At 34.8% G+C, this 23,104-nt stretch carries 24 protein-coding genes; 12 read left to right on the plus strand and 12 right to left on the minus strand.

Features of this window, described 5'->3' with window-relative positions; translation table 11 throughout:
* Positions 1-513: hypothetical protein (locus tag DMP16_RS00535; protein WP_221929522.1), on the plus strand; the 513-nt coding region annotated here is incomplete at its 5' end.
* Here DMP16_RS00535 and DMP16_RS00540 read toward each other — a convergent pair.
* From DMP16_RS00540 to DMP16_RS00560, 5 genes are all read right to left on the minus strand, one after another.
* Positions 452-1,267 (minus strand): hypothetical protein, encoded by an 816-nt coding sequence (locus tag DMP16_RS00540; RefSeq protein ID WP_069281781.1) that lies wholly within the window; start codon positions 1,265-1,267, stop codon positions 452-454. The genes DMP16_RS00535 and DMP16_RS00540 overlap by 62 nt on opposite strands.
* 35 nt (positions 1,268-1,302) lie before the next feature.
* On the minus strand, positions 1,303-1,629 hold the full coding sequence (locus DMP16_RS00545) for a hypothetical protein (RefSeq protein ID WP_069281783.1): 327 nt from the start codon (positions 1,627-1,629) through the stop codon (positions 1,303-1,305).
* A gap of 221 nt (positions 1,630-1,850) precedes the next feature.
* Entirely contained in the window at positions 1,851-2,591 is a 741-nt protein-coding gene (locus DMP16_RS00550; RefSeq protein WP_143576814.1) for a replication initiator protein WhiP, read from the minus strand.
* A gap of 85 nt (positions 2,592-2,676) precedes the next feature.
* Positions 2,677-3,756, minus strand: a complete 1,080-nt coding sequence (locus tag DMP16_RS00555) for an ATP-NAD kinase family protein (RefSeq protein ID WP_069281785.1) — start codon at positions 3,754-3,756, stop codon at positions 2,677-2,679.
* Complete coding sequence (locus DMP16_RS00560; protein WP_069281787.1) at positions 3,732-4,370, minus strand: DUF4443 domain-containing protein; 639 nt, start codon at positions 4,368-4,370, stop codon at positions 3,732-3,734. The genes DMP16_RS00555 and DMP16_RS00560 overlap by 25 nt, the downstream gene beginning before the upstream one ends.
* A 31-nt stretch (positions 4,371-4,401) precedes the next feature.
* On the opposite strand from DMP16_RS00560, the gene argF reads away from it, so the two are divergent.
* Complete coding sequence (argF, locus tag DMP16_RS00565) at positions 4,402-5,325, plus strand: ornithine carbamoyltransferase (RefSeq protein ID WP_069281791.1); 924 nt, start codon at positions 4,402-4,404, stop codon at positions 5,323-5,325.
* On the opposite strand, the gene DMP16_RS00570 is transcribed toward argF, so the two are convergent.
* From DMP16_RS00570 to thrC, 5 genes are read right to left on the minus strand one after another with little or no spacing between them, the layout of a single operon-like run.
* Positions 5,318-6,544, minus strand: coding sequence for an Nre family DNA repair protein (locus DMP16_RS00570; RefSeq protein ID WP_069281795.1), 1,227 nt, complete (start codon positions 6,542-6,544; stop codon positions 5,318-5,320). The two genes, argF and DMP16_RS00570, sit on opposite strands and share 8 nt — an antisense overlap.
* Positions 6,507-7,166, minus strand: a complete 660-nt coding sequence (locus DMP16_RS00575) for a PHP domain-containing protein (RefSeq protein ID WP_069281797.1) — start codon at positions 7,164-7,166, stop codon at positions 6,507-6,509. Before DMP16_RS00575 ends, DMP16_RS00570 begins: the two co-directional genes overlap by 38 nt.
* Positions 7,166-8,218, minus strand: a complete 1,053-nt coding sequence (asd, locus tag DMP16_RS00580) for an aspartate-semialdehyde dehydrogenase (RefSeq protein WP_143576816.1) — start codon at positions 8,216-8,218, stop codon at positions 7,166-7,168. The genes DMP16_RS00575 and asd overlap by 1 nt, the downstream gene beginning before the upstream one ends.
* Positions 8,211-9,551, minus strand: coding sequence for an aspartate kinase (locus DMP16_RS00585; protein ID WP_143576817.1), 1,341 nt, complete (start codon positions 9,549-9,551; stop codon positions 8,211-8,213). The genes asd and DMP16_RS00585 overlap by 8 nt, the downstream gene beginning before the upstream one ends.
* Positions 9,535-10,725, minus strand: a complete 1,191-nt coding sequence (gene thrC, locus DMP16_RS00590; RefSeq protein ID WP_143576818.1) for a threonine synthase — start codon at positions 10,723-10,725, stop codon at positions 9,535-9,537. Before thrC ends, DMP16_RS00585 begins: the two co-directional genes overlap by 17 nt.
* A 91-nt stretch (positions 10,726-10,816) precedes the next feature.
* On the opposite strand from thrC, the gene DMP16_RS00595 reads away from it, so the two are divergent.
* A complete protein-coding gene (locus tag DMP16_RS00595; RefSeq protein WP_069281805.1) occupies positions 10,817-12,262 on the plus strand; it encodes a UbiD family decarboxylase in 1,446 nt (481 codons plus the stop codon).
* On the opposite strand, the gene DMP16_RS00600 is transcribed toward DMP16_RS00595, so the two are convergent.
* The gene (locus DMP16_RS00600) at positions 12,237-12,518 is read right to left on the minus strand and encodes a hypothetical protein (protein ID WP_069281806.1); all 282 of its coding nucleotides are present in this window, start codon (positions 12,516-12,518) and stop codon (positions 12,237-12,239) included. The genes DMP16_RS00595 and DMP16_RS00600 overlap by 26 nt on opposite strands.
* A gap of 83 nt (positions 12,519-12,601) precedes the next feature.
* Here DMP16_RS00600 and cdvB1/B2 point away from each other — a divergent pair, with 83 nt between their 5' ends.
* A complete protein-coding gene (gene cdvB1/B2, locus DMP16_RS00605) occupies positions 12,602-13,267 on the plus strand; it encodes a cell division protein CdvB1/B2 (RefSeq protein ID WP_069281808.1) in 666 nt (221 codons plus the stop codon).
* 86 nt (positions 13,268-13,353) lie between these two features.
* Positions 13,354-15,741, plus strand: a complete 2,388-nt coding sequence (ppsA, locus tag DMP16_RS00610; protein WP_143576819.1) for a pyruvate, water dikinase — start codon at positions 13,354-13,356, stop codon at positions 15,739-15,741.
* A gap of 234 nt (positions 15,742-15,975) precedes the next feature.
* Here ppsA and DMP16_RS00620 read toward each other — a convergent pair whose 3' ends face one another.
* Positions 15,976-17,055, minus strand: a complete 1,080-nt coding sequence (locus tag DMP16_RS00620; RefSeq protein WP_069281812.1) for an inositol-3-phosphate synthase — start codon at positions 17,053-17,055, stop codon at positions 15,976-15,978.
* A 96-nt stretch (positions 17,056-17,151) separates the two neighbouring features.
* Here DMP16_RS00620 and DMP16_RS00625 point away from each other — a divergent pair, with 96 nt between their 5' ends.
* The 7 genes from DMP16_RS00625 to DMP16_RS00655 all read left to right on the plus strand — a co-directional run bounded on the left by DMP16_RS00625 (position 17,152) and on the right by DMP16_RS00655 (position 23,103).
* Positions 17,152-17,424, plus strand: coding sequence for an acylphosphatase (locus DMP16_RS00625; RefSeq protein ID WP_069281814.1), 273 nt, complete (start codon positions 17,152-17,154; stop codon positions 17,422-17,424).
* Between the two features lie 198 nt (positions 17,425-17,622).
* The gene (locus tag DMP16_RS00630; protein ID WP_069281816.1) at positions 17,623-18,903 is read left to right on the plus strand and encodes a TrpB-like pyridoxal phosphate-dependent enzyme; all 1,281 of its coding nucleotides are present in this window, start codon (positions 17,623-17,625) and stop codon (positions 18,901-18,903) included.
* Between the two features lie 7 nt (positions 18,904-18,910).
* A complete protein-coding gene (gene trpA, locus DMP16_RS00635) occupies positions 18,911-19,636 on the plus strand; it encodes a tryptophan synthase subunit alpha (RefSeq protein WP_069284539.1) in 726 nt (241 codons plus the stop codon).
* A complete protein-coding gene (trpD, locus tag DMP16_RS00640; protein ID WP_069281818.1) occupies positions 19,626-20,669 on the plus strand; it encodes an anthranilate phosphoribosyltransferase in 1,044 nt (347 codons plus the stop codon). Before trpA ends, trpD begins: the two co-directional genes overlap by 11 nt.
* The gene (locus tag DMP16_RS00645) at positions 20,659-21,273 is read left to right on the plus strand and encodes an N-(5'-phosphoribosyl)anthranilate isomerase (protein WP_069281820.1); all 615 of its coding nucleotides are present in this window, start codon (positions 20,659-20,661) and stop codon (positions 21,271-21,273) included. Before trpD ends, DMP16_RS00645 begins: the two co-directional genes overlap by 11 nt.
* Positions 21,251-22,516, plus strand: coding sequence for an anthranilate synthase component I (locus tag DMP16_RS00650; protein ID WP_069281822.1), 1,266 nt, complete (start codon positions 21,251-21,253; stop codon positions 22,514-22,516). The genes DMP16_RS00645 and DMP16_RS00650 overlap by 23 nt, the downstream gene beginning before the upstream one ends.
* Entirely contained in the window at positions 22,516-23,103 is a 588-nt protein-coding gene (locus DMP16_RS00655; protein ID WP_069281824.1) for an aminodeoxychorismate/anthranilate synthase component II, read from the plus strand. Before DMP16_RS00650 ends, DMP16_RS00655 begins: the two co-directional genes overlap by 1 nt.
* The last annotated feature ends 1 nt before the right edge of the window (position 23,104 follow it).

A 23,104-nucleotide genomic window follows, 5' to 3' on the forward strand; every position in this document is an offset into this window, starting at 1 on the left:
AAATTTAATGTAGGATATTTGAGTCTTGAGATTGAGCCTGCAAATAATATTAATGATGAGATATGGAAACTCATATCAGAATCTAAATGCGTTGCAGAGAAAGGTGGAATCAAGAAAATAATCTTACCTTACACTTCAGACTTCTTGATGGCATATTTAATATATGCTACTGCTAAAGGTGATTATACGCACGTTAACCTCATGAATTTCGAATATAAAGTAAATGATATTTTATACTTATTGCCATTCTACAATACCTCTCTAATGGAGCTGAACGGATTTGAGAACGTTAATGAATATAAAATCATCACAATGGACGAGGTTTTTAATGATATTTTAGAGTGGGAGAAAAGCCTCTTAAAAGACAATTACGAATTGTTTCATGCCTTTCAAAACTCTAGGAGGATATTTGAAGAAAAAAGCTATAGATGTGAAGAATGTGGAGGAATAATTAACTCCCCGGTAAAACGCTGCGTGAGATGCTCTCTAATTTCTGCTTCTCTTCCTTGTTAAGGATAACTTCGTAATATATTAAACCTTGAACAGGCTTAAACTTAGAAGGTGGTATAGGCCCTTCTGAAGTATAATAAAAAAATCCGGACTTCAGAATCTCGCTAAAACCCTCTTTATCAAATTTAATATAGTCTTGTAAGGTAGACATCACATTTATAGTGTTCTTCAACTCCCTCATACTTAAAGTATAACCACACACTTTACAAGATAAATCGGGCATTACAGACTCAAATCCGCATCTGGGGCACTTTATAGGAGAACGAAACCCATTTGAGTAAAGTGTCCAATTATTCCTTAATATGTCTATCAAATCTTTCTTATTTCTTCTAATTAACTCTCTATATAATCTATCAGCTAGCTGAACTATACCTTGTCTAGTGTAGTTTGTTACAAATTCAAGTTGATCATCAGAAAGTTTCTCAAGATCCTTAATACGAAGTATTTTGTAAGCTATTAATTCCATCAAATTATCCCCCATAGCACGCAAGCGATTTAAAATTGTTGATAATTTTGGCTTAGACTTAACTTCGCCAACTGCAGATGCAAAAGGCTCCTTTAAAATTTCTTTGTATTCTTCTCTTGAAAAGTTAAGATAGGACAATCCTAATAAATTTACTAATTCGTCCAGGTATTCATCTAGTAGTTTGTCTGGATCAACATATTTTTCATTCTTCTTTTTATTAGAAGATTTTTTAGGTTTTTTCTCTTCAGAACTCTTATTTTCTTCAGATTCATCCTTCTTTCTTTTAGGCAATCTGTTATTATTTAGAAGTCAGTTTTTATAAAGCTTTAAACCATAAGTGCCAAATCTTGAAAGTCCATTGGTAACATTTTCTTCTTTTCAATAATCTCTTGATATTTGTTATCTAGAAACCCTATGAATATAGGACAAGTTTCATACTTTCCTTCACGCTGGCATTTTTCACCTAATGTAAGGAAACATTTACCATTTTTCTTGTCATAATATGGACATAACTTATAATACGTCTTTGCACTTTTTATCATTCTCTCTATCCACTGTTTCTTATGATCTTTCTTTTCGGCTTCTTTCTCTGCTTTGGCTAATACTTTATTTATCTCGTCTTCGGACATTTTCACTGACTTATTAGCTGACATACTTCTCCTCCTCTTGCTTATTAGTTTGGATAAATAGATTAAATACATTACTACTACTACAACAAGCCCAGTAAGTCTATTATCTTCCTTTAGTATGTTTGTATAATTATTTTAAAATAATTTTCTCCCAACAAAGGAATTCAGTTAACTGAGAATCTATAGTAGTAGTATATATTAAAATCAAGAACACAGAAGTAGAACGTATATTCATGCGACTTATCTTAACATTCTGAAATTAGTTTCCTTAACTGTTGAGATAGACCTATCCTTATTCCCATCTTAGGATCCTGGTAAATATAAATAAGCCTCTTAGTCTGTAATCCTCTTAACACTTTAAAGATCCAATTAGTGTCAGCTCTAATTTCTTCTTGAAGTTGATCCAGATAGATGTATGTTGTGCCCCATTCTTTATATTTATTAAGTAAATTTATTAATATTTCTTTTTCGTCTTCCTCTAATTTTTCTAGAATCTCCTTTATACAATCCGTTATTTCTTGTTTTTGTCCTTTTTTGTTTACTTTACTAGTTTGGTTATCAATAAACCACAAAACTTTTTGATTTTTGTTGTCCGATTTTTTCTCCTCTTTGTAGTTCATTGTCTGTTTAACTTGTTCTTTTCTATCCAGTATCTGTTTAGCAAGAACTAGCATTTCTTTGAACTTAGAATTAGTATATGAATCTAGTATCTCTTTTGCTAATTCCTCACCTTTTCTACTCAAATGCCATCTGCCTCCTTCTTGATAAACTAACCCTTTCTTCTTCCAGTAGCTGAGATAGCTACTAACGTATTTAGTTTCATAACCTAAATTGCTCGCTATTTCTGAAGTTCTTAAAGGTCTAGCATATAATAGTATAATAACTGCTTCGACGAGTTTTGATCTAGGACTGCCGTTGAACTTCTCATCATTTGTAAGTTGCTGGATTACTTCTTCCATGTCATTGTCTTCATAGTCGCCAGTCATTTTACTAATATTTGTAGTTTCTGCTTAAATCTGAAGCTAAGAATAACTTTGGAATTATTTTGGCATTTTTTATCCTAAGTAGTACTTAGTAACAAGTTTTTATTGCATAGAATTTATTATATCCAACTATAATATTATATATTCCAGAAAGTTTTTCATCTATAAATTTATCGCCAGTATCAATTCTTAAACAATCAATGGTATATACTTTTTTCAAAGGAGATATTATAATTATATCGGTTTTGTTTATTTTCTGAAGAAGTTTAGGACCAATTTCTTGATTACCTCTCCCTAATATAAATCCTTGTTTACCTATAGGTGTTAAAATAATCTTTAACTCCCCGGTTAAATCTAATAAATCGAAATAATTTGCATTACTCTTTATTAGTTGTTTGTTTTTAACAATGTCCACACTAAGAAAATTGGTATTATAAATCCCTAGCTTTTTTTCTATATACTTAACAGTACTTCCTGGACCTAAAATGTAAAATATGTCATTTTTCAAGTTTTCTATCACATAATCAGCTATTTCTTCGAGTTCGGCTTCCTCATAGCTTATCTCATCTTTACTAGGAGCTAATAAATTATCGCTAGCTACAGTTAATGTTATATAGTATAGTTTTACTACATATCTTCCTTTTCTATATTCCTCCTCATCCACATCAAGAATTTCCCCCTCTACGATTTTCGCCTCACCTTTAAGGAATTTAGACAGCAGTAATGCTCCAGCTTCTGGTGTCGAGGCAAAGACGCCACTATGCATTTTTACTCCAGCTGGAATTCCTAAAATAGGAATCTTCTCATTACCTTTAAGTCCTTCATATACGTCTCTAGCTGTACCGTCTCCTCCTACGAAAACTATAATATCCACATTATTTCTGATGAACTCTCTCACTGATAGTATCGTATCATTTCTAGTAGTTATCGCTGAGTCGCCTACGTCAATTGTTGAGTATTTAAATGTTAGGTTGCTTTTTTTAAAATATAACTCTCCCATTTTAAATTTTGGAATAATATACTCAGCTTCAAATGGTGCATTCTTTAAAAATCTTAGTACCCTATCTCTTATCTCAGGGTTTTCTACATGCAGATCATCGCTTCCCTTATTTCCTATTCTTCCACCTGAACCCGCGTAGGGGTTTACCAAGAACCCGATTCTTTGCATATCTCTAACTTTTGAATTAGTTGAGCTAAGATTAAAAATGCTAAATGTTGATCATTAGGTGTAATAAAAGTTATCAAGTCTCCTTCTCTACAATCGTTACAATTTTCCCTTATCTCTTCTATTAACCCCTTGAGTGACATTTCATCGGTCTTAGGTGGTATCTCTATTTTTCCATCTCGAGCAATAATACATATAAGTGCTTTATCTGCACCTAGTCTTATCATCTCATCTCTAAGATAGAGCACTGAGAAGTTATTGAGAAGCTTTGATCCTTCATGTAAGACTATCATGTAAGATTTCCAATTCAAGGATTTTAGTTCAGACTCCTTTATCATTGAATTATTTTGAATGCAAGACACTAATCTTTCTCCTTTTTCGGTAAGTGTATTTCCCCCTACAGGATCCGTGTGGATTAACTCTAACTCTCTAAGTCTTTTTAACATTGTTTTCATTGAAGCTTCAGTCAGACCTAAGTTTTTCATTAATATTATTCTCCCTACTGGCTGCATTTGTTTAATTTGCAGGAGTGCCATTATAATATGTCCTTCATCGAATTTTGGCTTATTTCCTTGTTTAGCTTCTATGAGTTTCGTTAAGATCATCTGGATATCCATATTTAAATATTGGTAAAGGTAGTATTAAATTATGTTCAAAGGTAGAAGTTTGTTATGCCTATTGGATTTCGAAGCTCATGAGATAGAGAAGATGTTAGATGTCTCTTTTATGATGAAAAACTTCGTTTACTCGAGTAGTGTACCTAAGTCTTTAGAGGGGAAGAAAGTTGCGTTACTCTTTGAAAAACCCAGTACTAGGACTAGGGTCAGCAGCGAATTAGCAATATCGATGCTAGGTGGTATACCAATAGTTCTCAATAAGCAGGATATACAACTATCTAGAGGGGAACCAGTAGAAGATACTGCTAGGGTTTTAGGCAAGATGGTTAATGGGATAGGTGCTAGGGTTTTAAAACATGAAACTCTAATAAAGCTTAAAGAGTTTTCTAAAGTACCAATATTCAATTTATTGAGTGATTTATCTCATCCTTTGCAAGCATTAGCTGATATTATGACTATAAGGGAGAAATTCGGTAAAGGCTACGTTAAGATAGCTTTTGTAGGTGATGGCGGAGATAATGTATTATTAAGTTTAATGTCAGCAGTAGCTAAACTTGGGTTAGAGTTACATGTGGCAAGCCCTAAGGAGTTAAGACCTAGAGAAGACTATTATAAATTGATAGAGGAGATAAGTGAGATAACTGGTGCTATAATTGAATTTCATGAAGATCCTTATGAAGCAGTAAGAGGTGCACACGTAGTTTATACTGACGTTTGGGTCAGCATGGGTCAAGAGGAAATAGCTGAAAGAAAGAAGAAATTATTAGGCAACTACAAGGTTACTTCAGACTTAATGAAATACACTGCTAGGGACTCAATATTTATGCATTGCTTACCGGCCAATAGGGGCGAGGAAGTAGATCAAGATGTAATAGATGGCCCAAGGAGTGTAGTCTGGGATCAAGCTGAGAATAGATTATATACTGCCATGTCAGTATTTTCCCTATTTATTTAAAGAACTCGTCAATTTTTCTTTGTTTTAAGATCTTCCTAATACTATTTAACTCAAGTAAATCAATTTTAGCTTTAAGCCTATTGTTTACGAAAAGTATAGCTTCTAATGTACTTTCAAATTTTCCCAATCTATTTTCCATAGCTCTTCTAACTGTTTCCCTTATGTGCCAATTTCCTACTGGTGCATAATACTCGCTAGTTATCTCCCTAATAATTATTATCCCAGCTTGCCTCTTAATTTTCTCTAAATACTCTAACACACCTAATCTAGCAGCTAAATATCCTCCATCCATATAATCATACTCTCCCCAATAATTTTCAGATAGTTCAGACACCAATAATTCAGTAGACCAAAGACTTAATGGATGCCAAATTTCGATCCATGTAGACGTATATTTCGATGGGTACAAGATGATATGAAAGTAGTTCCCTAAATACGAAGAATAATATACTTCTACTTGGTTTAATTCATTATATTCACTAATTTTTTCTTGTAACTCCTTCCCTATCATACTATCAACTGCAGTTATAGCCCATCTCGTTGGAACCAATTTTCTCCTTTTTCTTTGTCCGAGGAGACCAAAGGACAATGCGTTAATTATTTTATAATAATCTATGTTATGTTTATATAATTCATAAATAGCCTCTTGAGCTTTTACATCATCAAAGATTAATTTGTCCAATTTAGCTGGAATTTTGGGATTATCAGTTACTTTAAACTCTTCAGCGGGTCCACCTGGACCCCTTGGAAGAACTCTGCCATCAAATTTTAACTTAGCTTCCAGTTTTTTTAACTTAGCTTCAGAGTCTACTGGGTTTTCAGATATTACTGTGAGTGGTATTTCAGTGTTGTATAGGTCTAATGCTTTGCTAGCGTCAGTTTTAAGCATAGCAGATATGAGAGAGGACCTAAGTTTTATTATCTCTCCTAAACTCACCTTACCCCACCAATTTAACGGATTTTCATAATTTCTAGCTTCTTCCCCATGTATAGAAGGAGGCAGATTTAGAATAAGTGTAACCTTAGGATATCCCCTTTCTCCTACTATTGCACTAGGCGGAGTAGACCCATCAACTAGCTTGGACTCTTGATTGATTTTTACTTTTTGTAAACTATTAACTATACTTCTAAATCGTTCCATTAACGGGCAATATGGTAAGCCACAAAGATATTTGTGGCCTTTACATTTCACGCATAATTCCGCCGGTATTGCGCGCAAATCCTAACTTCCTCTGAATATACCATTCTGCAATAGATAATTTAGCTCTAAATGATAATCCTCTAATAATATTTCTAATTTTACCTTTCAGTAGGTTATCCAGAATTTCATCCGTATTAAATTCTGTTATATCATAGAGTTCATTATATGCTGAACCTATTGCTCTCATTACATGTGCATCACTATTTGCTAAACCCGGTAATCCTAATTGTTCTGATACTTCTTTTGCCTTATTATTAGCGAAACTAGGTGCCTTTGAATTATATACTTCTATTAGATTAAATCTATATCTATATACGTTTTCTCCTATACCTTTTCTGAATATATCAAATGGATGAGATGGGAAAACTACACAAGAGTTTTCCCTAGCATATTCTAATAACTCTGTTATTACACTGGGTGGGGAGGGTATGAAACTACATAGTATCACTACATGTCCATATTGTGTAGTAACCTCTTGTCCTGGTATTACCTTCTCTTCTTTCACACTTTCCAAACCTCGTGAAGTATCATGGTCAGTGAGAGCGATATAAATGTTCAATTTTTTAGCATATCTTATTAGATCCTTAGGAGAACTCTTTCCATCACTATAAAAAGAATGTACATGAAAATCAAAAAACATTATACATAACCTAATTCTTTCATTACCTCTAAAGTTAAGATCGTGATTCCAGTAGCCCCTCTTACGAGATTGTCTCCTAAGACAATTAAGCGTAATAATCCTTCCTCTGCTCTTACTCTACCTACAGCTACTGACATACCATTATAATACTGTAAATCTCTCATTGGCTGTGGCCTATCTTCTTCATCTAGAACCATTATTGGAACTTTAGGTGCTGTAGGCAGGTTCTTCTCTTGAGGTAGGGATCTGAATTCTCTTAAGCTCTTCTTAATTTCTTCCTCATTTACCTTCCCTTCAGTTACTATATTTATTACGCCCATATGCCCTATTTTTACTGGAACCCTTGTGGTAGTAGCATAAATCTGTAGGCCAGCTTGGCTGATGCTATTATTGATTAGTTTACCTAGCATCTTGTTGATTTCTCTCGGTATCTTATCTTCTTCTCCTTTTATCCACGGTATAACGTTTCCTTCAATTGCCATGAACGGTAAGCCACTGTATCCAGCTCCACTTACAGCTTGTAGAGTGGTTACAAAAATACCTTTAGCTTTAACTAATCTCTCTAGTGGTTTCAAAGGCATTGAAAGAATAGCTGCCGTACAATTCGGGTTCTTAATTAATAATCCTTTCCAATTTTTATTTAGTTTTTGCCTTTTAAGCAATTCTAAGTGATCCCAGTTGATTTCAGGATTTATTAATGGTACATCGGGGTCCATTCTGAACGGAGAAGCATTAGAAACTACAATTTTGCCTTCTTTAACTAGTTTTAATTCAACATCCTCAGCAAGCTCATTAGGTAATGCTGAGAGTACTACATCAACGTCCTTATGATCTTCAATATCAGTGGATACCATAGGCAAGTCAGCTACTTTTTCCGGTATTTCGTCAGGCTCTATCCACTTCACCGCTTCTCTATACTTCTTACCAATTTTAGATGGTGATGCACTAACTTTTACCAACTCAATGTAGGGGTGATTTGCTAACATTCTTACCATTTTTTGTCCTACCATTCCGGTGGAGCCTAATAATGAAACTCGTATTTTGTCAACCATTTACTATCACCTCATGTAACTCCTTTGATAATCTATCTCCTTCTCCCTTATTAACTATAAAGGTTAAACTAACATTAGATATACCTCTTGAAATTGACAAGGGATCGTATTTAGCTGCTATGGATAATACTTTAGTCGAAATCTCCTTCTTTCTTATTCCACACCCTATTATTCCTACTACATCAATGTCTTTAACTTCGACGTTCTTTACTAGTGAACCCTTTAATTCCTCTAACCTATTTAATAATCTACTGGCTGATGTTGAGTCTACTGCTAACTGAATTGTCGTTTCACTTGCGGGTTGAGAAATAGATATTATATTGACTCCAGTTTCCTTTGCCTCAGTAGTTATCTTAGCAGCTGAACCGATTTTACCTACAATTTTAGTGCTCTCAACAGTTATTAACTTTAAATTATCTAATAACGAAATCCCTTTTAGTCCATCATTGCTGTCACATTTTCCGTCAATTATCGTAAATCCGTCTTCATATAAAGATTCTACGAAAACTTTTATGCTAGTGTCAAACAATGGGTCAAAAGTTCTAGGATGTAGCCTCTTAGCTCCCAATTGTGATAGTTCTATAGCTTCTTCTAACGATAATCTAGGAATTGTTTTCGCATTAGGGAATTTTTTAGGATCTCCGGTCATTATACCCGGTACCTCAGTTATCAGCCTAACTTCATTCATACCTAGTAATTTACCAAACAGGGTTGCCGTATAGTCACTTCCACCTCTACCTAATGTTGTATACCTTCCATCAATAGTTTTGCCTATAAATCCTGGGATCACGATAACATTTGATTTCACGTTACTTATCACATTTAATGTCTCTTTCCTAGATAGATCTTCTATTACGTTCGCCTCTCCGTAGTTACTATCAGTTATTAGAATTGGATAGGGTATACCTTCAGCCTCTATCCCATTGCTTCTTAATATAGAAGAGAGTAATATCGTAGCCATTCTCTCTCCAAACGACAAGACATAGTCTCTTACTCTAGGAGTTACTTCGTCCAATACTCTTATAGACCAGGCTATTCTAAATAATTCGTCACTTAATTTTGATAAACCTTTAAATGCGTTCTCGAATTCTTTACCATCCGTAAATTTGGATAGTAATTTTACATGCCTTTCATAGATTTCAGTTACAATATCTCCAGAAATCTCAGTGTTTACTGTAATATTCAATAATTCATTCGTTACATTTTTTATCGCTGATGTCACAACTACTATTCTATTATACTTCTTATGTAGTTCCCTTATTTTATCTACTATTAATTTATAATCATTTTCATCTTTTTGAATTGAACCTCCTATTTTAACTATTAAATCCATTTATTTCACCAGTGATAATTTTTTCTATGTAGTACGGATTAACAAGGATCCTCTTACTAGGTGCCTTAGCCATACTATCCGGATCTTTAAGTGAATGACCGGTTAAAATTGAAATAGTTTTCTCATCTTTATTCACTATACCCTCATTTAAGGCTTTATAATAGCCTGCTAATGCAGCTGATGAAGCAGGCTCGGCTCCTATTCCTTCCTTTCTAGCTAGATCTTTTTGTGACTCTAAAATCTCAGAGTCAGACACTATGATCGCACTTCCATTAGAACTTTTTATCGCCTTAAAAGCCTTCTTCCAATTTACTGGCTTACCTATTCTTATAGCAGTAGCTAATGTGTCTGGATTATCCGTGAATTCTGGCTCATCTTTGCCTTTAATTATGGCACTAGCTATGGGTGATGCTCCTTCAGCTTGAACTCCAATCATTCTAGGCACCTTATCAATTTCACCAGTTTTTAACAATTCATTAAATCCCTTCCAAATTGCGTAAATATTTCCAGCGTTGCCAACAGGAACTATGACGTTTTCCGGTACTCCTATTTCCTCCACGATTTCAAAAGCTATTGTTTTTTGTCCTTCAAGCCTCCACGGATTAAAGGAGTTCAAGGGATATACTATTCTTAAATCTCTATACAGTCTCATTACAGCTTCCATAGCTACGTCAAAACTCCCATCAACTTCTAGTATTATAGCACCATATAATATTGATTGGGCTAGCTTACCTATGGCTACCTTACCCTTTGGCAAAACTATAAAACTCTTTATTCCTGCCCTTGATGCATAGGCTGCTGCTGAGGCTGCAGTATTTCCAGTAGACGCTGCTATTACAGTTCTATAGTTTAAACTTACTGCAGAGCTCACCGCTACTGTCATTCCTCTGTCTTTAAAGCTACCTGTTGGGTTTAATCCTTCAAATTTAAAGTATAAATTGCGATTTATGTTAGTTGATTGTATTAATGGAGTTCCACCCTCATTTATGCTCACTAAAGTCTTATATTCTCCCGGTATTAGATCTTTATACCTCCAAACTCCCTTACCTTGCAGATTCTTAAATGAAAAGTCTCTTGGTGGCTCTACTATTATTTCTAGTAATCCACCACATTTGGGGCATAGTATTTGATTTTGGTCTATCTCACTCTCATATCCACAATTTAAACACTTCATAATACCGCTTAATCTGTTTCCAACAACGATTCACCAGCTGTTAAAGAGGTTTATTTTACAAAATATAAGCTTTGTTGAAACATAATTATATATGCCTTTTAGGGATTTAAGAGAGTATATAGAATTTATGAAAAAAAGAAATAAATTAATTGAAATTAATGATGAAGTAAGTGTAGATTTGGAAATAGCAGAAATTACAAGACAAGCAACATATAAACATTTGCCTCCTCTTCTCTTCAAAAAGATAAAGGGTTATGAGAATTGGAAGGTAATTTCTAATATATTTTATTCAATTGAAAGTTTCTATGAAATCTTTAATACTAAGAATTTGGAATTAATTTCAGAAAACTTTTTGTCAAACTTTTCTAATATCCCTGTCACTTTTTTAGATAAGATAAAGTCTCTGAAAGACGTTCTTGGATTAGGAAAAATTATGCCCAAAGCTAAATCGCCGGCTTTTAAAGAGGATAGTAGCTTAAATTTACTAAAGATCCCTGCGATTAAAACTTGGCCTAAAGATGCTGGAAGGTATCTAACGTTTTCAATTACGATAACTAAGGATCCAGAAAAGGATATACATAACTTAAGTGTATATAGAATTCAAATACTAAATGAAAATGAAGCTATAATTCATTGGCAAGCCTTTAAGAGGGGATCAATAACAGCTAAGAGATATTTAGAAAAAGGAATATCTAAAGTACCAGTTGCGATAGTTACTGGAGTAGATCCAGTAGTAGCATTTACCGCAGCTTCTCCGGTTCCGCCGGGTTTAGACAAATATATGTTTGCTGGCATTCTTAGGGGTGAAGGTGTTGATGTGACTGAGGTAGACAACCAACTTTTAGTGCCTAGTTATTCTGAAGTAGTTTTAGTAGGTTATGCCGATCTTGAAGACCTTAGGCTTGAAGGACCTTTTGGAGATCATATGGGATATTATACACCTCCGGATTACTATCCTAAATTTAAATTGGAAAAGGTATATATCAGAGACAATCCTATCTTTCATGTAACCTCAGTAGGAAAACCTCCACTAGAGGATGCGTGGATAGGGAAGGCAGTAGAAAGGATTTTCTTACCTTTTGCTAAAATGATCGTTCCGGAACTAGTTGATATGAATTTGCCAGAGTACGGATTATTTACTGGAATAGGTATATTCTCTATAAGGAAATATTACCCGGGACAAGCAAAGAGGGCCATGATGGCACTCTGGGGAATAGGCCAACTGAGTTTATTAAAAATCATAGTAATCGTAGATAGTGACGTTAATGTTCATGACATTAATCAAGTATTATACGCAATATCAGCTAATGTAGACCCAAAACGTGATATTATGTTAGTTGATAATGTGTTAACAGATTCGTTAGATCCTAGTGTACCATACCCTCCTCTAGGTAGTAAACTAGGTATAGACGCTACTCGTAAATTCAAGGAAGAGATGGGTAAGGAATGGCCTGAGGAGTTAAAGTCAGATGAAAATGTAGCTAAAAAGGCTGAGCAAATCTTAAACAATTTCATAAAGTTATATCAATCCTCCTAAATGTGACATCATCCTTATATACTATACTTACTTCACTTATATCCTCAAATTTAACTTGTATTTCAAAAAATTCCTTGCTCTTTAGTTCTTTATCTATTTTTATATTTTCAGTTATAGTTTTAAGTCCTAGTTTATCATCTATCATATTTACAGTTACCCTATATTTTAGAATAATCTCCAAAACTTTTACAGGAAAATCCAAATTGTTAGTTATTTTAAGGCTTTTTCCACTTAGCTTTACCGTAAAAGGGTTCATAATATATTATTCTAAACTTAGGGTATTATGTGTTACCTTACTTAAAAGCATGCTGATCTAACTAATTATAATAGAGATCACGTATGGCCTCGAGTAAAGTAGAAGATTTCGTTAAAAACTGGGGTGGAAAACAAGAGCCAAGCATAGGGGAGAGGATAAAGAACGCATTCAAGCCTCAGCAGCCTTTAAGGTACAGGTTAGTGATGGCAAACTATAGGCTAAGGACTATGGTAAGTCGTCTTGACGTTTACATATCTAGATTACAAGAAAGAGATAGGATGTTATTTGAAAAAGTCGTAGAAGCTCAAATGTCTAAGGATACAGCCAGAGCTGCAATGTACGCTAATGAGATAGCTGAGATTAGGAAGATATCCAAACAGCTAATAACTACGCAAATAGCACTAGAGCAAGTCCAATTAAGGTTAGAGACTATAACTGAATTAGGTGATGTATTCAATAGCTTAATTCCGGTATTGGGAGTGATAAGAGAATTGAGAAATGCTATGAGGGGAGTTATGCCAGAGATAAGTTTAGAGCTAGCTGAGTTAGAAGAGGGATTACAAGAGGTCGTAATTGAAGCAGGAGACTTCACCGGTGCTCCAGTCAATTATGCAGCCTCAAGTCCTGAGGCTAGAAAGATATTAGAGGAGGCTTCAGTAGTAGCAGAACAAAGGATGAAAGAGAAGTTCCCAGAGTTACCAAGTTTCGTAACATCCACTCAGAAGACTGCCGGTACGGAACAGAAATAATAATTGATAAATAGATTTTTTAAAAAGGCTTATACTATAAAAATAGTTTTTTAAGGTTCGAGGAGAATGTTTTATGGGGAATTGTTTTGGTTGAAGCTTTAAGTGAAGAAGACCTTATTCTCGATATTAATAAGGTAAGAAAGGACATGGTTGATTTAGCTGGGGGGAAAGGGGCTAATTTAGGGGAATTAATGAGTTCTGGGATTAGAGTACCCCCGGCTTTTGTTATTAGTTCTAAAGCTTTTAAATATTTTTTAGAATATAATAAACTTGTTGATCAGATCAAAGAAATTCTTTCTAATTCTTTAATTACTTCAGAAGATGCGAGTAAAAAAATTAAAAACCTAATAATAAGTGCTAAAATACCAGACAATTTGTCTTCCATGATTATGAGAGCTTATGAAGAGTTATGTAAAGTAGTAGGTAAAGAAATTTTAGTTGCAGTTAGATCGTCTGCTACTGCTGAGGACATTGAAGAGGCTAGTTTTGCAGGGCAGCAAGACACTTATTTAAATGTCAGCAAAGAGGAGCTATTGGACAAGGTTAAATTAGTATGGGCTAGTTTATATAATGCGAGAGCTATAGAGTATAGGAAAAGTAAGGGAATAGATCAAGCATCAGTACTCATTGCAGTTGTGGTACAAAAGATGGTTAATTCTAGGTCAGCTGGAGTAATGTTTACAATACATCCAATAACTGGCGATGATAACCATATCGTAATTGAGTCTAATTGGGGCTTAGGAGAGACGGTAGTTGGTGGTAAGGTTACTCCGGACGAGTTTGTAATAAGAAAATCTGATCTGAAGATAATTGAAAGAAAAGTATCAAACAAGAAAATTAAGATAGTTTATGATATTAAAAGTAAAAGGAACATAGAAGTTGAACTAAACGATAATGAAGCTAATTCAATGAGCATATCTGATGAGGAGGCGATAGAGTTAGCCAAGTTGGGTCTGAGAATAGAAGAGCATTATGGCAAACCAATGGACATCGAATGGGCTATTGATGCTGACTTAAAGTTTCCCGATAACGTATTCATAGTTCAAGCTAGACCGGAAACATTCTGGTCCAGCAAGAATAAAGCTAGTAAAAAAGAGGTTAAGGAGGAAGAAATCAAGGGACCTGCTAAGGTTTTAATAAGAGGTTTGCCAGCCTCGCCTGGTATAGCTTATGGAAAAGCTAAGGTAATATTAGATATTAAGGATCCCAAGGTAAAGGAATTTCAGAAAGGAGAGATCTTAGTAACTAAAATGACTGATCCTGATTGGGTTCCACTCATGAAGATTGCCGGGGCAATAATAACTGATGAAGGAGGGATGACGAGCCATGCTGCGATAGTATCTAGGGAATTAGGGATACCTGCAATAGTAGGCAGTAGAGATGGTACAAAATTAATAAAAGATGAGCAGATGATCACGGTTGATGCTATAAGGGGTATAGTATATGAAGGTAAGGTATTACCATCAGAGGAGGTTAGTGAAGAGGAGAAGAAGCCATCAGTGTCTCAAGGTTTAAGTAGGGAAGTTTTACTTAGCCTCTATCCGGTTACAGCTACAAAGATATATATGAATTTAGGGGAGCCAGACGTAATTGACAAGTACTTAGATCTTCCCTTTGACGGAATAGGGTTAATGAGAATCGAGTTTATAGTGAGTGAATGGGTAAGATACCATCCATTACATTTGATTAAAATAGGTAATGCGGCTTTATTCATAGATAAATTAGCGGAGGGAATAGCTAAGGTAGCTAGTGCAATTTATCCTAGACCAGTTGTTGTCAGATTTTCAGATTTTAAAACTAATGAATATAAGAGACTTATTGGTGGTGAAGAGTTTGAGCCAGATGAAAGAAATCCGATGATAGGCTGGAGAGGAGTTTCTAGATATGTAAGTAAAGAGTATGAACCAGCGTTTAGATTAGAAGTTAGGGCTATACGTAAGGCTAGAGAAGAAATGGGTCTCAAAAACGTCTGGGTTATGTTTCCTTTTGTGAGAACTACTTGGGAGTTGGAGAAAGCTATTAGAATTATGGAAGATGAAGGATTAAGGAGGTCTTCAGATTTCAAGGTTTGGATTATGGCTGAGGTTCCATCAGTAGTGGTTTTAGCTGATGAGTTTTCTAAAATAGTAGATGGCTTTAGTGTAGGGAGTAATGATTTAGCACAATTAACTCTTGGCGTAGATAGAGACTCAGAGCTTCTTGCTAGAATGGGATATTATGACGAGAGAGATCCTGCAGTCATGCAGTCCATTAAAAGATTGATTAAAGTTGCTCATAAATATGGTAAGACAGTTTCTATATGTGGCCAAGCTCCAAGTGTTTATCCAGAGGTAGTAGAATACTTAGTTAAGGCTGGAATAGATAGCATAAGTGTAAACCCAGATGCAGTAATTAATGTAAGGCGTCAAGTAGCTTCAATAGAACAGAAATTAATTCTCGAGAAGTTAAATAACAAAGGCAAAAGTAAAAAATGACTTCATTTTACATAACATTTTTTGCATATTCTTCTCGCCCCATCAAAATAGGCAGTACACTCTTCACAGATTATCTCCCCACAGATTTCACAAGACCGAATAGCTAAATTTTTGTTACAAACTTTGCATAAACTCATTTCACAGACTTTACATATTCCATTAACGTAATCCGCATGACATACTTGTCTACTGCATAACCTACAAGTAAAAAAGGCTATATCTTCTTCGCAGATTTCACATTTCAAGAAACTCTTTAAGCCATCTATAGGCTTCATCGTCATCCTTAGCCTGAATTGGCGGATGTTTAAAGTAAAATGCTGAGACTTTTTCAAGAGGCCCACCTATTTTTCTATCCAGTGCTACCTTTACTGCTCTTATTACATCAATTAATACGGCAGCACAGTTAGCCTTATCATCAACTTCTAATGATGCCTCAACTTTTATTGGCATTCCGGCAAATCCGCTCCCTTTAACATAAATGTAAGCAACCTTAGTATTCCCTAAAAATGGTATATAATCACTAGGTCCTATCCTAATTTTTCCCTCACTCTTCATTTCATAACCATAATCTAATGTGCTAGTTACTGCTTCAGTTTTACTTATTCTCTTAGAGATTAACCTTTCCTCAGTTTTCATGTTAAGAAAGTCACTATTTCCTCCTACGTTAAGTTGGTAAGTCTCTTCTACCTTTACCCCTCTCAGTCTAAAGAGAGAGGTAATTGCTCTGTGAAATATTGTTGCACCTAATTGGCTCTTAATATCATCCCCAGCTAAAGGTAGGTTTTTCTCAGTAAAACGTTTAGGGAATTCGCCGGATGGATCACTAGCTATAAAGACTGGGATAGCATTAATAAATGCAGTATTAGCCATTAAAGCTATATTAGCATAAGTCTTAGTCGCGTTTTCACTACCCACTGGCAATAAGTTTACTAGAATCTCAGCCCTACTATTCTTTAACTCTTCCACAACTCCTTCAACACTGCCACTATAAGAGGGGTTAAATACACTGATCATATGACTAGCTACACCATCTAGTACTGGTCCAGGAGAAACTTTTACTCCCGTTTTCTTCATATCTACTATTTTAGGTACTATATTGGGAGGTTGAAAAACAGCTTCAGAAAGATCTTTACCTATTTTGTTTTTAGATACGTCAAATGCTGCAACAACTTCAATATCCGTAACTCTATAATTACCGATCTTAGGTGTAATTAGCCCTTCGTAGTATTCTTCTCCCCTTAATTTATAATATTCGATTCCTTGAATTAACATAGATGCGCAATTGCCTAAGCCTGCAATAGCTACTCTTATCATCAACTTTAAAGTTAAATAGCCAAATAAATATATGTTGTGATGAAAGGGATTAGTCTGAGCAATGAGGACGTGGAGCGACTCTGAGGTAGGATTAATATGTTGAAACGCGTGCACATACGCGTATATGGTTATGTTCAAGGAGTAGGGTTTAGAAGATTCGTCCAAATTCACGCTCATAGGTTAGGAATTAAAGGATATGCTAGAAATTTAGATGACGGTACAGTAGAGGTTGTAGCAGAAGGTCACGAAGAGGCATTAAAGAAGCTTATAGAATATGTTAAGAAGGGCCCACCATTAGCAGAAGTCAGTAATGTAGAGTATTTATTTGAGGAATATAAGGGTGAATTTCACGATTTCGAAACATACTAATAGGAGATTTTTTCATTAAAAAAGGAAATTGGTTTATTTATTAGTATTATGACGAATATTCCTTTTATCTCCAATCAGTGTATTAGGAACATATATAAAGTAACGTGTTTGTTAAAGAAGTATTAATTAATGATAAAGAGGAGAAATCTTTTTAAGTGTTAAGTTAAGTTTATTAGCCTAGGTGTTTTTGATGTTCCAATGGTAAAGGAAGAGGAAATTATACCTAAGTACTGGTATAACATAATACCAGATTTGCCTAGACCCTTACCTCCACCTAGAGATCCACAAGATGCTGAATTTTCTAGGATAGATCTATTACGTAGTATATTACCTCATGAAGTATTAAGGCAACAATTTACTATAGAGAAATACGTTAAGATCCCGGAGGAGGTTAAGGAAAAATATCTATTAATAGGCAGACCTACTCCTCTAATGAGGGCTAGAGGTTTAGAGAATTTCTTACAGACCCCGGCAAGAATATACTTTAAGTACGAGGGCGCAACTCCAACAGGTTCTCATAAAATTAACACAGCAATACCCCAAGCTTATTTTGCTAAAAATGAAGGAATAGAACACGTCGTTACTGAAACTGGAGCAGGACAATGGGGAACTGCAGTAGCTTTAGCTGCTAGGATGTATAATATGAAAAGTTCTATATTTATGGTAAAGGTTAGCTATGAACAAAAACCGATGAGAAGAAGTATAATGCAACTATATGGTGCTAATGTTTATGCGAGCCCTACGAATATAACCGAATATGGCAGAAAAATATTAGAAAAGAACCCTAATCATCCAGGCTCTTTAGGAATTGCTATGAGTGAGGCAATAGAATATGCTCTTAAAAATCAGCATAGATATTTGGTAGGAAGTGTGCTAGACGTCGTTTTGTTACATCAAAGCGTAATCGGGCTAGAGACAATTACCCAATTAGAATCATTAGGTGAGGAAGCTGATATTCTGATTGGATGTGTAGGGGGAGGGAGTAATTTTGGAGGATTTGTTTATCCCTTTATAGGGAATAAGAAAGGCAAGAGGTACATTGCGGTGAGTTCAGCTGAAGTACCCAAGTTTAGTAGAGGAGAATATAAATATGATTACCCAGACTCTGCTGGATTATTACCATTAGTTAAAATGATAACTCTTGGTAATGAATATGTTCCTCCCCCAATTTATGCAGGAGGACTCAGATATCATGGTGTAGCCCCTACATTAAGTCTGTTAATGAAAGAAGGTATAGTTGAATGGAGAGAATATAGTGAGAGAGAGATATTTGAAGCAGCTAAAATATTTATGCAAACCCAAGGTATTGTGCCAGCTCCAGAATCTGCTCATGCGATAAAAGCAGTAATAGATGAGGCAAATGAGGCTAAGAAGAATAATGAAAAGAAAGTAATAGTGTTCAATTTAAGCGGACATGGTTTACTTGACTTATCTAACTACGAGTCAATGATGAAGAGGTGGGGAAATAGTGGGAAATAGGGAAAAGATGCTAGTAGTTTATATGACCCTAGGTTACCCCGATGTGGAAAATTTCCTAAAGTTTATAACTAGTTTAGAGAGTGCTGGTGCTGACGTTTTGGAATTAGGTATACCCCCAAAGTATGCTAAGTATGACGGCCCAGTTATAAGGAAAAGCTATGATAGAGTTAAGACTCAAATTAAGGATATTTGGAGGTTAATGAGACAAGTAAGGGATAGTTTAAGTATACCTATTGTTGCCTTAACTTATTTAGAGGATTGGATTAATGAACTTAAAACGTTTTTAGACAAGTTAAGGGAAAATGGCATCAACGGTGTTCTATTCCCAGATTTATTAATTGATTATATAGATGATTTTGAGAAATATGATAAGGAGATTAAAGCGATTGGATTAAAGAACGTAATATTTACTTCTCCTTCTGTTCCAGATTTACTAATAAACAAAGTGTCAAGGATTTCAGATTTATTTTTATACTATGGCGTTAGACCTACTACAGGAATTCCTATTCCTGTATCGTTAAACGAGTTAATTACTAGAGTTAGGAAACTGGTAGAGAATAAACTTGTAGTTGGTTTTGGTTTATCAAACGATGATGATATCAAAGAAGCTTTGTCAGCAGGAGCAGATGGTATAGCGATAGGTACGTTGTTTATAGAAGAAATGGGGAAAGGTAATTTGGAAAACGCTATTAGGTTAGTTAAGAAGTTTAGGGGATTGTTAGATGAATATTAATGAAATTTTAAAGAAATTAGTCGATAGAAAATCTTTAACTGTAGAAGAAGCAGAGAGTTTAGCTAAACAAATAATTAATAGTCAAATCCCTGAAATTTTAACTTCAGCAATTTTAGTAGCGTTGAGAATGAAGGGAGAGAGTTCAGATGAAATTGTAGGTTTTGCTAAGGCTATGAGGGAAATGGCAATTAAAATTGATGTACCTAATGCGGTTGATACTGCGGGTACAGGTGGAGATGGTTTTGGAACTGTTAACGTTAGTACTGCTGTAGCGATATTGCTTAGTTTAGTTAACCCGGTAGCTAAACATGGGAATAAAGCAATTAGTAGTAAGAGCGGTAGTGCTGATTTTTTAGAGGCATTAGGTTATAACATAACCATAGGTCCAGAAAGGGCTAAGGAATTAATATCTAAGTACAATTTTGTATTTCTCTTTGCTCCCCTATATCATCCAGCAATGAAGAATGTTGCTAATGTAAGAAGGACCTTAGGCATAAGGACGATATTTAATATATTAGGACCCTTAACTAATCCTGCTGGAGCAAAATATCAGCTAATGGGAGTCTTTTCCAAGGGTTACGCTGACCTATTAGCTGAGAGCATATCAGTTATGGACTTTAATAAGGTTATATTAGTCCACGGAGAGCCCGGAATAGACGAGGTGACTCTTCAAGGAAAAACTTATTTGTATATAATTAAAAAGTCCTCAATTGAAAAACTAACGTTAAATGTCTCTGATTTTGGTATAGATGAAGTTCCTATTGATAAATTAATTGTAAACTCTGCAGAGGATTCAGCAATTAGAGTGCTTAGGGCATCTATTGGAAAGGATGAGTATGTGGAGAAGTTTATAAGAGTTAATGCCTCAGTTGGGCTCTTCCTCTTAGGAAAGGTAAGTGATTTTAAAGAAGGTTATAATTATGCTGGAGAATTGTTAAAAGAAAAATTTGTAGAAAAAATAAAAGAATTGATTTCTGCAAATGGTGATATGAATAAATTAAATAATTTGTTGGTGAAGGTAATTGGTAATTAAATTAAAAATTTGTGGAAATGCTACGATTTCAGATATTCTAGAACTTGACAAATTAGACGTGGATTATATAGGTGTCATAACAGATCCTATCAGTACTAGATTTGTTAAAACTGAACTACTATCAATAATTAAAGGCCGTATCAATAAGCCTATTGTTAGTGTTAAAGTAAATGGAAATATAATTGATTTACTTAAGGAACTTAAAAATGTAGATTATTTGCAAATCCATAGAGTATTGAATGACAAAGAATTGGAAATTTTAAAATCATATGACACTAAAAGGATAATTTTTTATGTGCCGGCATCTCGCGAATATAAGGGCTACTTTAAGAAAGTCGTGGATTTTGCTGATCTCGTACTGATTGACTCATTAATTAAAGGTGTTAGTGTAGACTTGGAAGTTGTGAGAGAGTTGTTTAGTGAATATCCATATTTAGGTGTAGGTGGCAAAATAAACTTGGATAATATATATCAGTTTATCACTTTTAATCCTAAGTGGATTGATATTTCGAGTAGCATAGAAATTTATCCCGGGAAGAAGTCGTTAGATAAAGTGAAAAAGTTAGTAGAGGTAGTAAAGCGTGGAAGTCTATCCAATAAGTGATTTTGCATCACCGTTTGATGTATTTAAATGTATTGAGAAAAAGTACGAAGTAGCTTCTCTGCTGGAAAGTATTGTAGGTCCACAATATAAATCTAGATATAGTATCATTGCATGGGATACTAAAAGTCACATTGAAATTCATGGAGATCCATTGGAAGTCCTTCAAAGTTATATTAGAAATATGGAAATTCTTGAGATACCAGGCTTATTTAAAGGCGGAATGATTGGTTATATTAGTTATGATGCGATAAGATTTTGGGAGAAGGTAAAGGATCTTAAGCCTAATGCTGAAAATTGGCCTACTGCGGAATTTTTTATCCCAAATAATATCATAATTTATGACCACAACGATGGTAAGGTATACGTTAACGCTGATATAAGTAGCATAGGCGGTTGTGAAGATGTAGAGAATTTCTCTCTAAGCTTTTACGATGAATCTCTAAATAAAGATAATTTCATGAAATCAGTTTCAGATACCTTAGAGTACATAAGAGCTGGTTATGCGTTTCAAGTAGTTTTATCTAGATTTTATAGATATTTGTTTAAAGGAGACTCACTTAAAATATATTATAATTTAAGGAAAATTAATCCTTCCCCTTACATGTTTTATCTTAAATTTAAGGATAGATATCTAATAGGATCTAGCCCAGAGTTACTATTCCGAATTCAAGATAATATTGTGGAAAGCTATCCTATTGCTGGAACTAGACCAAGAGGCAATGACCCAGAGGAGGATTTAAAACTTGAACTTGAGTTACTCAACTCTGAAAAAGATAAGGCTGAGCATCTGATGTTAGTTGATTTAGCTAGGAATGATTTAGGTAAAGTTTCTGTACCTGGAACTGTCAAAGTACCGGAGCTCATGTTTATTGAAAAATATAGTCATGTGCAACACATAGTTTCTAGGGTTATTGGAATGTTAAAGAAGAGAAATAATGTTTTAGACGTTATACAAGCTACTTTCCCTGCAGGTACAGTAAGTGGTGCACCTAAGCCTATGGCAATGAATATTATAGAAACTTTAGAGGAATATAAAAGAGGACCTTATGCTGGAGCTGTAGGGTTTATTTCCTCTGATGGAAATGCTGAGTTTGCAATAACTATAAGGACAGCGTTCATAAATAAAGATCTGTTAAGAATTCATGCAGGTGCCGGCATTGTTTATGACTCTAATCCAGAATCTGAATATTATGAGACTGAACATAAGTTAATGGCACTAAAAATAGCCCTAGGTGTTAAGTAATGGACTTAACATTAATAATAGATAATTATGATAGTTTTGTGTATAACATAGCACAAGCTGTGGGAGAATTAGGAAGCTATCCAATAGTAGTTAGGAACGATGAGATAAGCTTGAAGGGTATAGAGAGGATCAGCCCGGACAGGATAATTATCTCTCCCGGTCCTGGTACGCCGGAAAAGAAGGAGGACATAGGTATAAGTGTGGACGTGATTAAATACTTCGGAAAGAGGATTCCCATACTAGGAATATGTTTGGGTCATCAGTCTATAGGTTATGCTTTCGGTGCTGTAATTAGGAGGGCTAAAAAAGTATTTCATGGGAAAATTAGTAATATTATCTTGGTTAACAATGAAATACCAATAATTTACTCTGGATTGCCTAAGGAGTTTAAGGCTACAAGATATCATAGTCTTGTAGTTGATAATGTCAAATCACCTCTAGTCATTGATGCTGTCTCGAAAGAGGACGGTGAGATTATGGCTATACACCACGTAGAGTATCCAATATTCGGTGTTCAATTTCACCCAGAAAGCATAGGGACACAACTAGGTCAGAAGATATTTTATAATTTCCTAAACAGAATATGAC

The sequence above is a fragment of the Sulfolobus sp. B1 genome, from assembly GCF_007050195.1.
GTDB lineage: Archaea > Thermoproteota > Thermoprotei_A > Sulfolobales > Sulfolobaceae > Saccharolobus.

Bases quoted from the DNA above. Each gene is read 5' to 3' on its own strand.
- DMP16_RS00555 (WP_069281785.1), bottom strand. From the start codon at position 3,756: ATGCAAAGAATCGGGTTCTTGGTAAACCCCTACGCGGGTTCAGGTGGA.
- cdvB1/B2 (WP_069281808.1), top strand. From the start codon at position 12,602: ATGGCCTCGAGTAAAGTAGAAGATTTCGTTAAAAACTGGGGTGGAAAA.
- DMP16_RS00575 (WP_069281797.1), bottom strand. From the start codon at position 7,166: ATGTTTTTTGATTTTCATGTACATTCTTTTTATAGTGATGGAAAGAGT.
- DMP16_RS00620 (WP_069281812.1), bottom strand. From the start codon at position 17,055: ATGATAAGAGTAGCTATTGCAGGCTTAGGCAATTGCGCATCTATGTTA.
- argF (WP_069281791.1), top strand. From the start codon at position 4,402: ATGTTCAAAGGTAGAAGTTTGTTATGCCTATTGGATTTCGAAGCTCAT.
- DMP16_RS00600 (WP_069281806.1), bottom strand. From the start codon at position 12,518: ATGAACCCTTTTACGGTAAAGCTAAGTGGAAAAAGCCTTAAAATAACT.
- DMP16_RS00550 (WP_143576814.1), bottom strand. From the start codon at position 2,591: ATGACTGGCGACTATGAAGACAATGACATGGAAGAAGTAATCCAGCAA.
- asd (WP_143576816.1), bottom strand. From the start codon at position 8,218: ATGGTTGACAAAATACGAGTTTCATTATTAGGCTCCACCGGAATGGTA.
- thrC (WP_143576818.1), bottom strand. From the start codon at position 10,725: ATGAAGTGTTTAAATTGTGGATATGAGAGTGAGATAGACCAAAATCAA.
- DMP16_RS00585 (WP_143576817.1), bottom strand. From the start codon at position 9,551: ATGGATTTAATAGTTAAAATAGGAGGTTCAATTCAAAAAGATGAAAAT.
- DMP16_RS00630 (WP_069281816.1), top strand. From the start codon at position 17,623: ATGGTAAAGGAAGAGGAAATTATACCTAAGTACTGGTATAACATAATA.
- DMP16_RS00595 (WP_069281805.1), top strand. From the start codon at position 10,817: ATGCCTTTTAGGGATTTAAGAGAGTATATAGAATTTATGAAAAAAAGA.
- DMP16_RS00625 (WP_069281814.1), top strand. From the start codon at position 17,152: ATGTTGAAACGCGTGCACATACGCGTATATGGTTATGTTCAAGGAGTA.
- DMP16_RS00560 (WP_069281787.1), bottom strand. From the start codon at position 4,370: ATGGATATCCAGATGATCTTAACGAAACTCATAGAAGCTAAACAAGGA.
- trpA (WP_069284539.1), top strand. From the start codon at position 18,911: ATGCTAGTAGTTTATATGACCCTAGGTTACCCCGATGTGGAAAATTTC.
- trpD (WP_069281818.1), top strand. From the start codon at position 19,626: ATGAATATTAATGAAATTTTAAAGAAATTAGTCGATAGAAAATCTTTA.
- DMP16_RS00655 (WP_069281824.1), top strand. From the start codon at position 22,516: ATGGACTTAACATTAATAATAGATAATTATGATAGTTTTGTGTATAAC.
- DMP16_RS00545 (WP_069281783.1), bottom strand. From the start codon at position 1,629: ATGTCAGCTAATAAGTCAGTGAAAATGTCCGAAGACGAGATAAATAAA.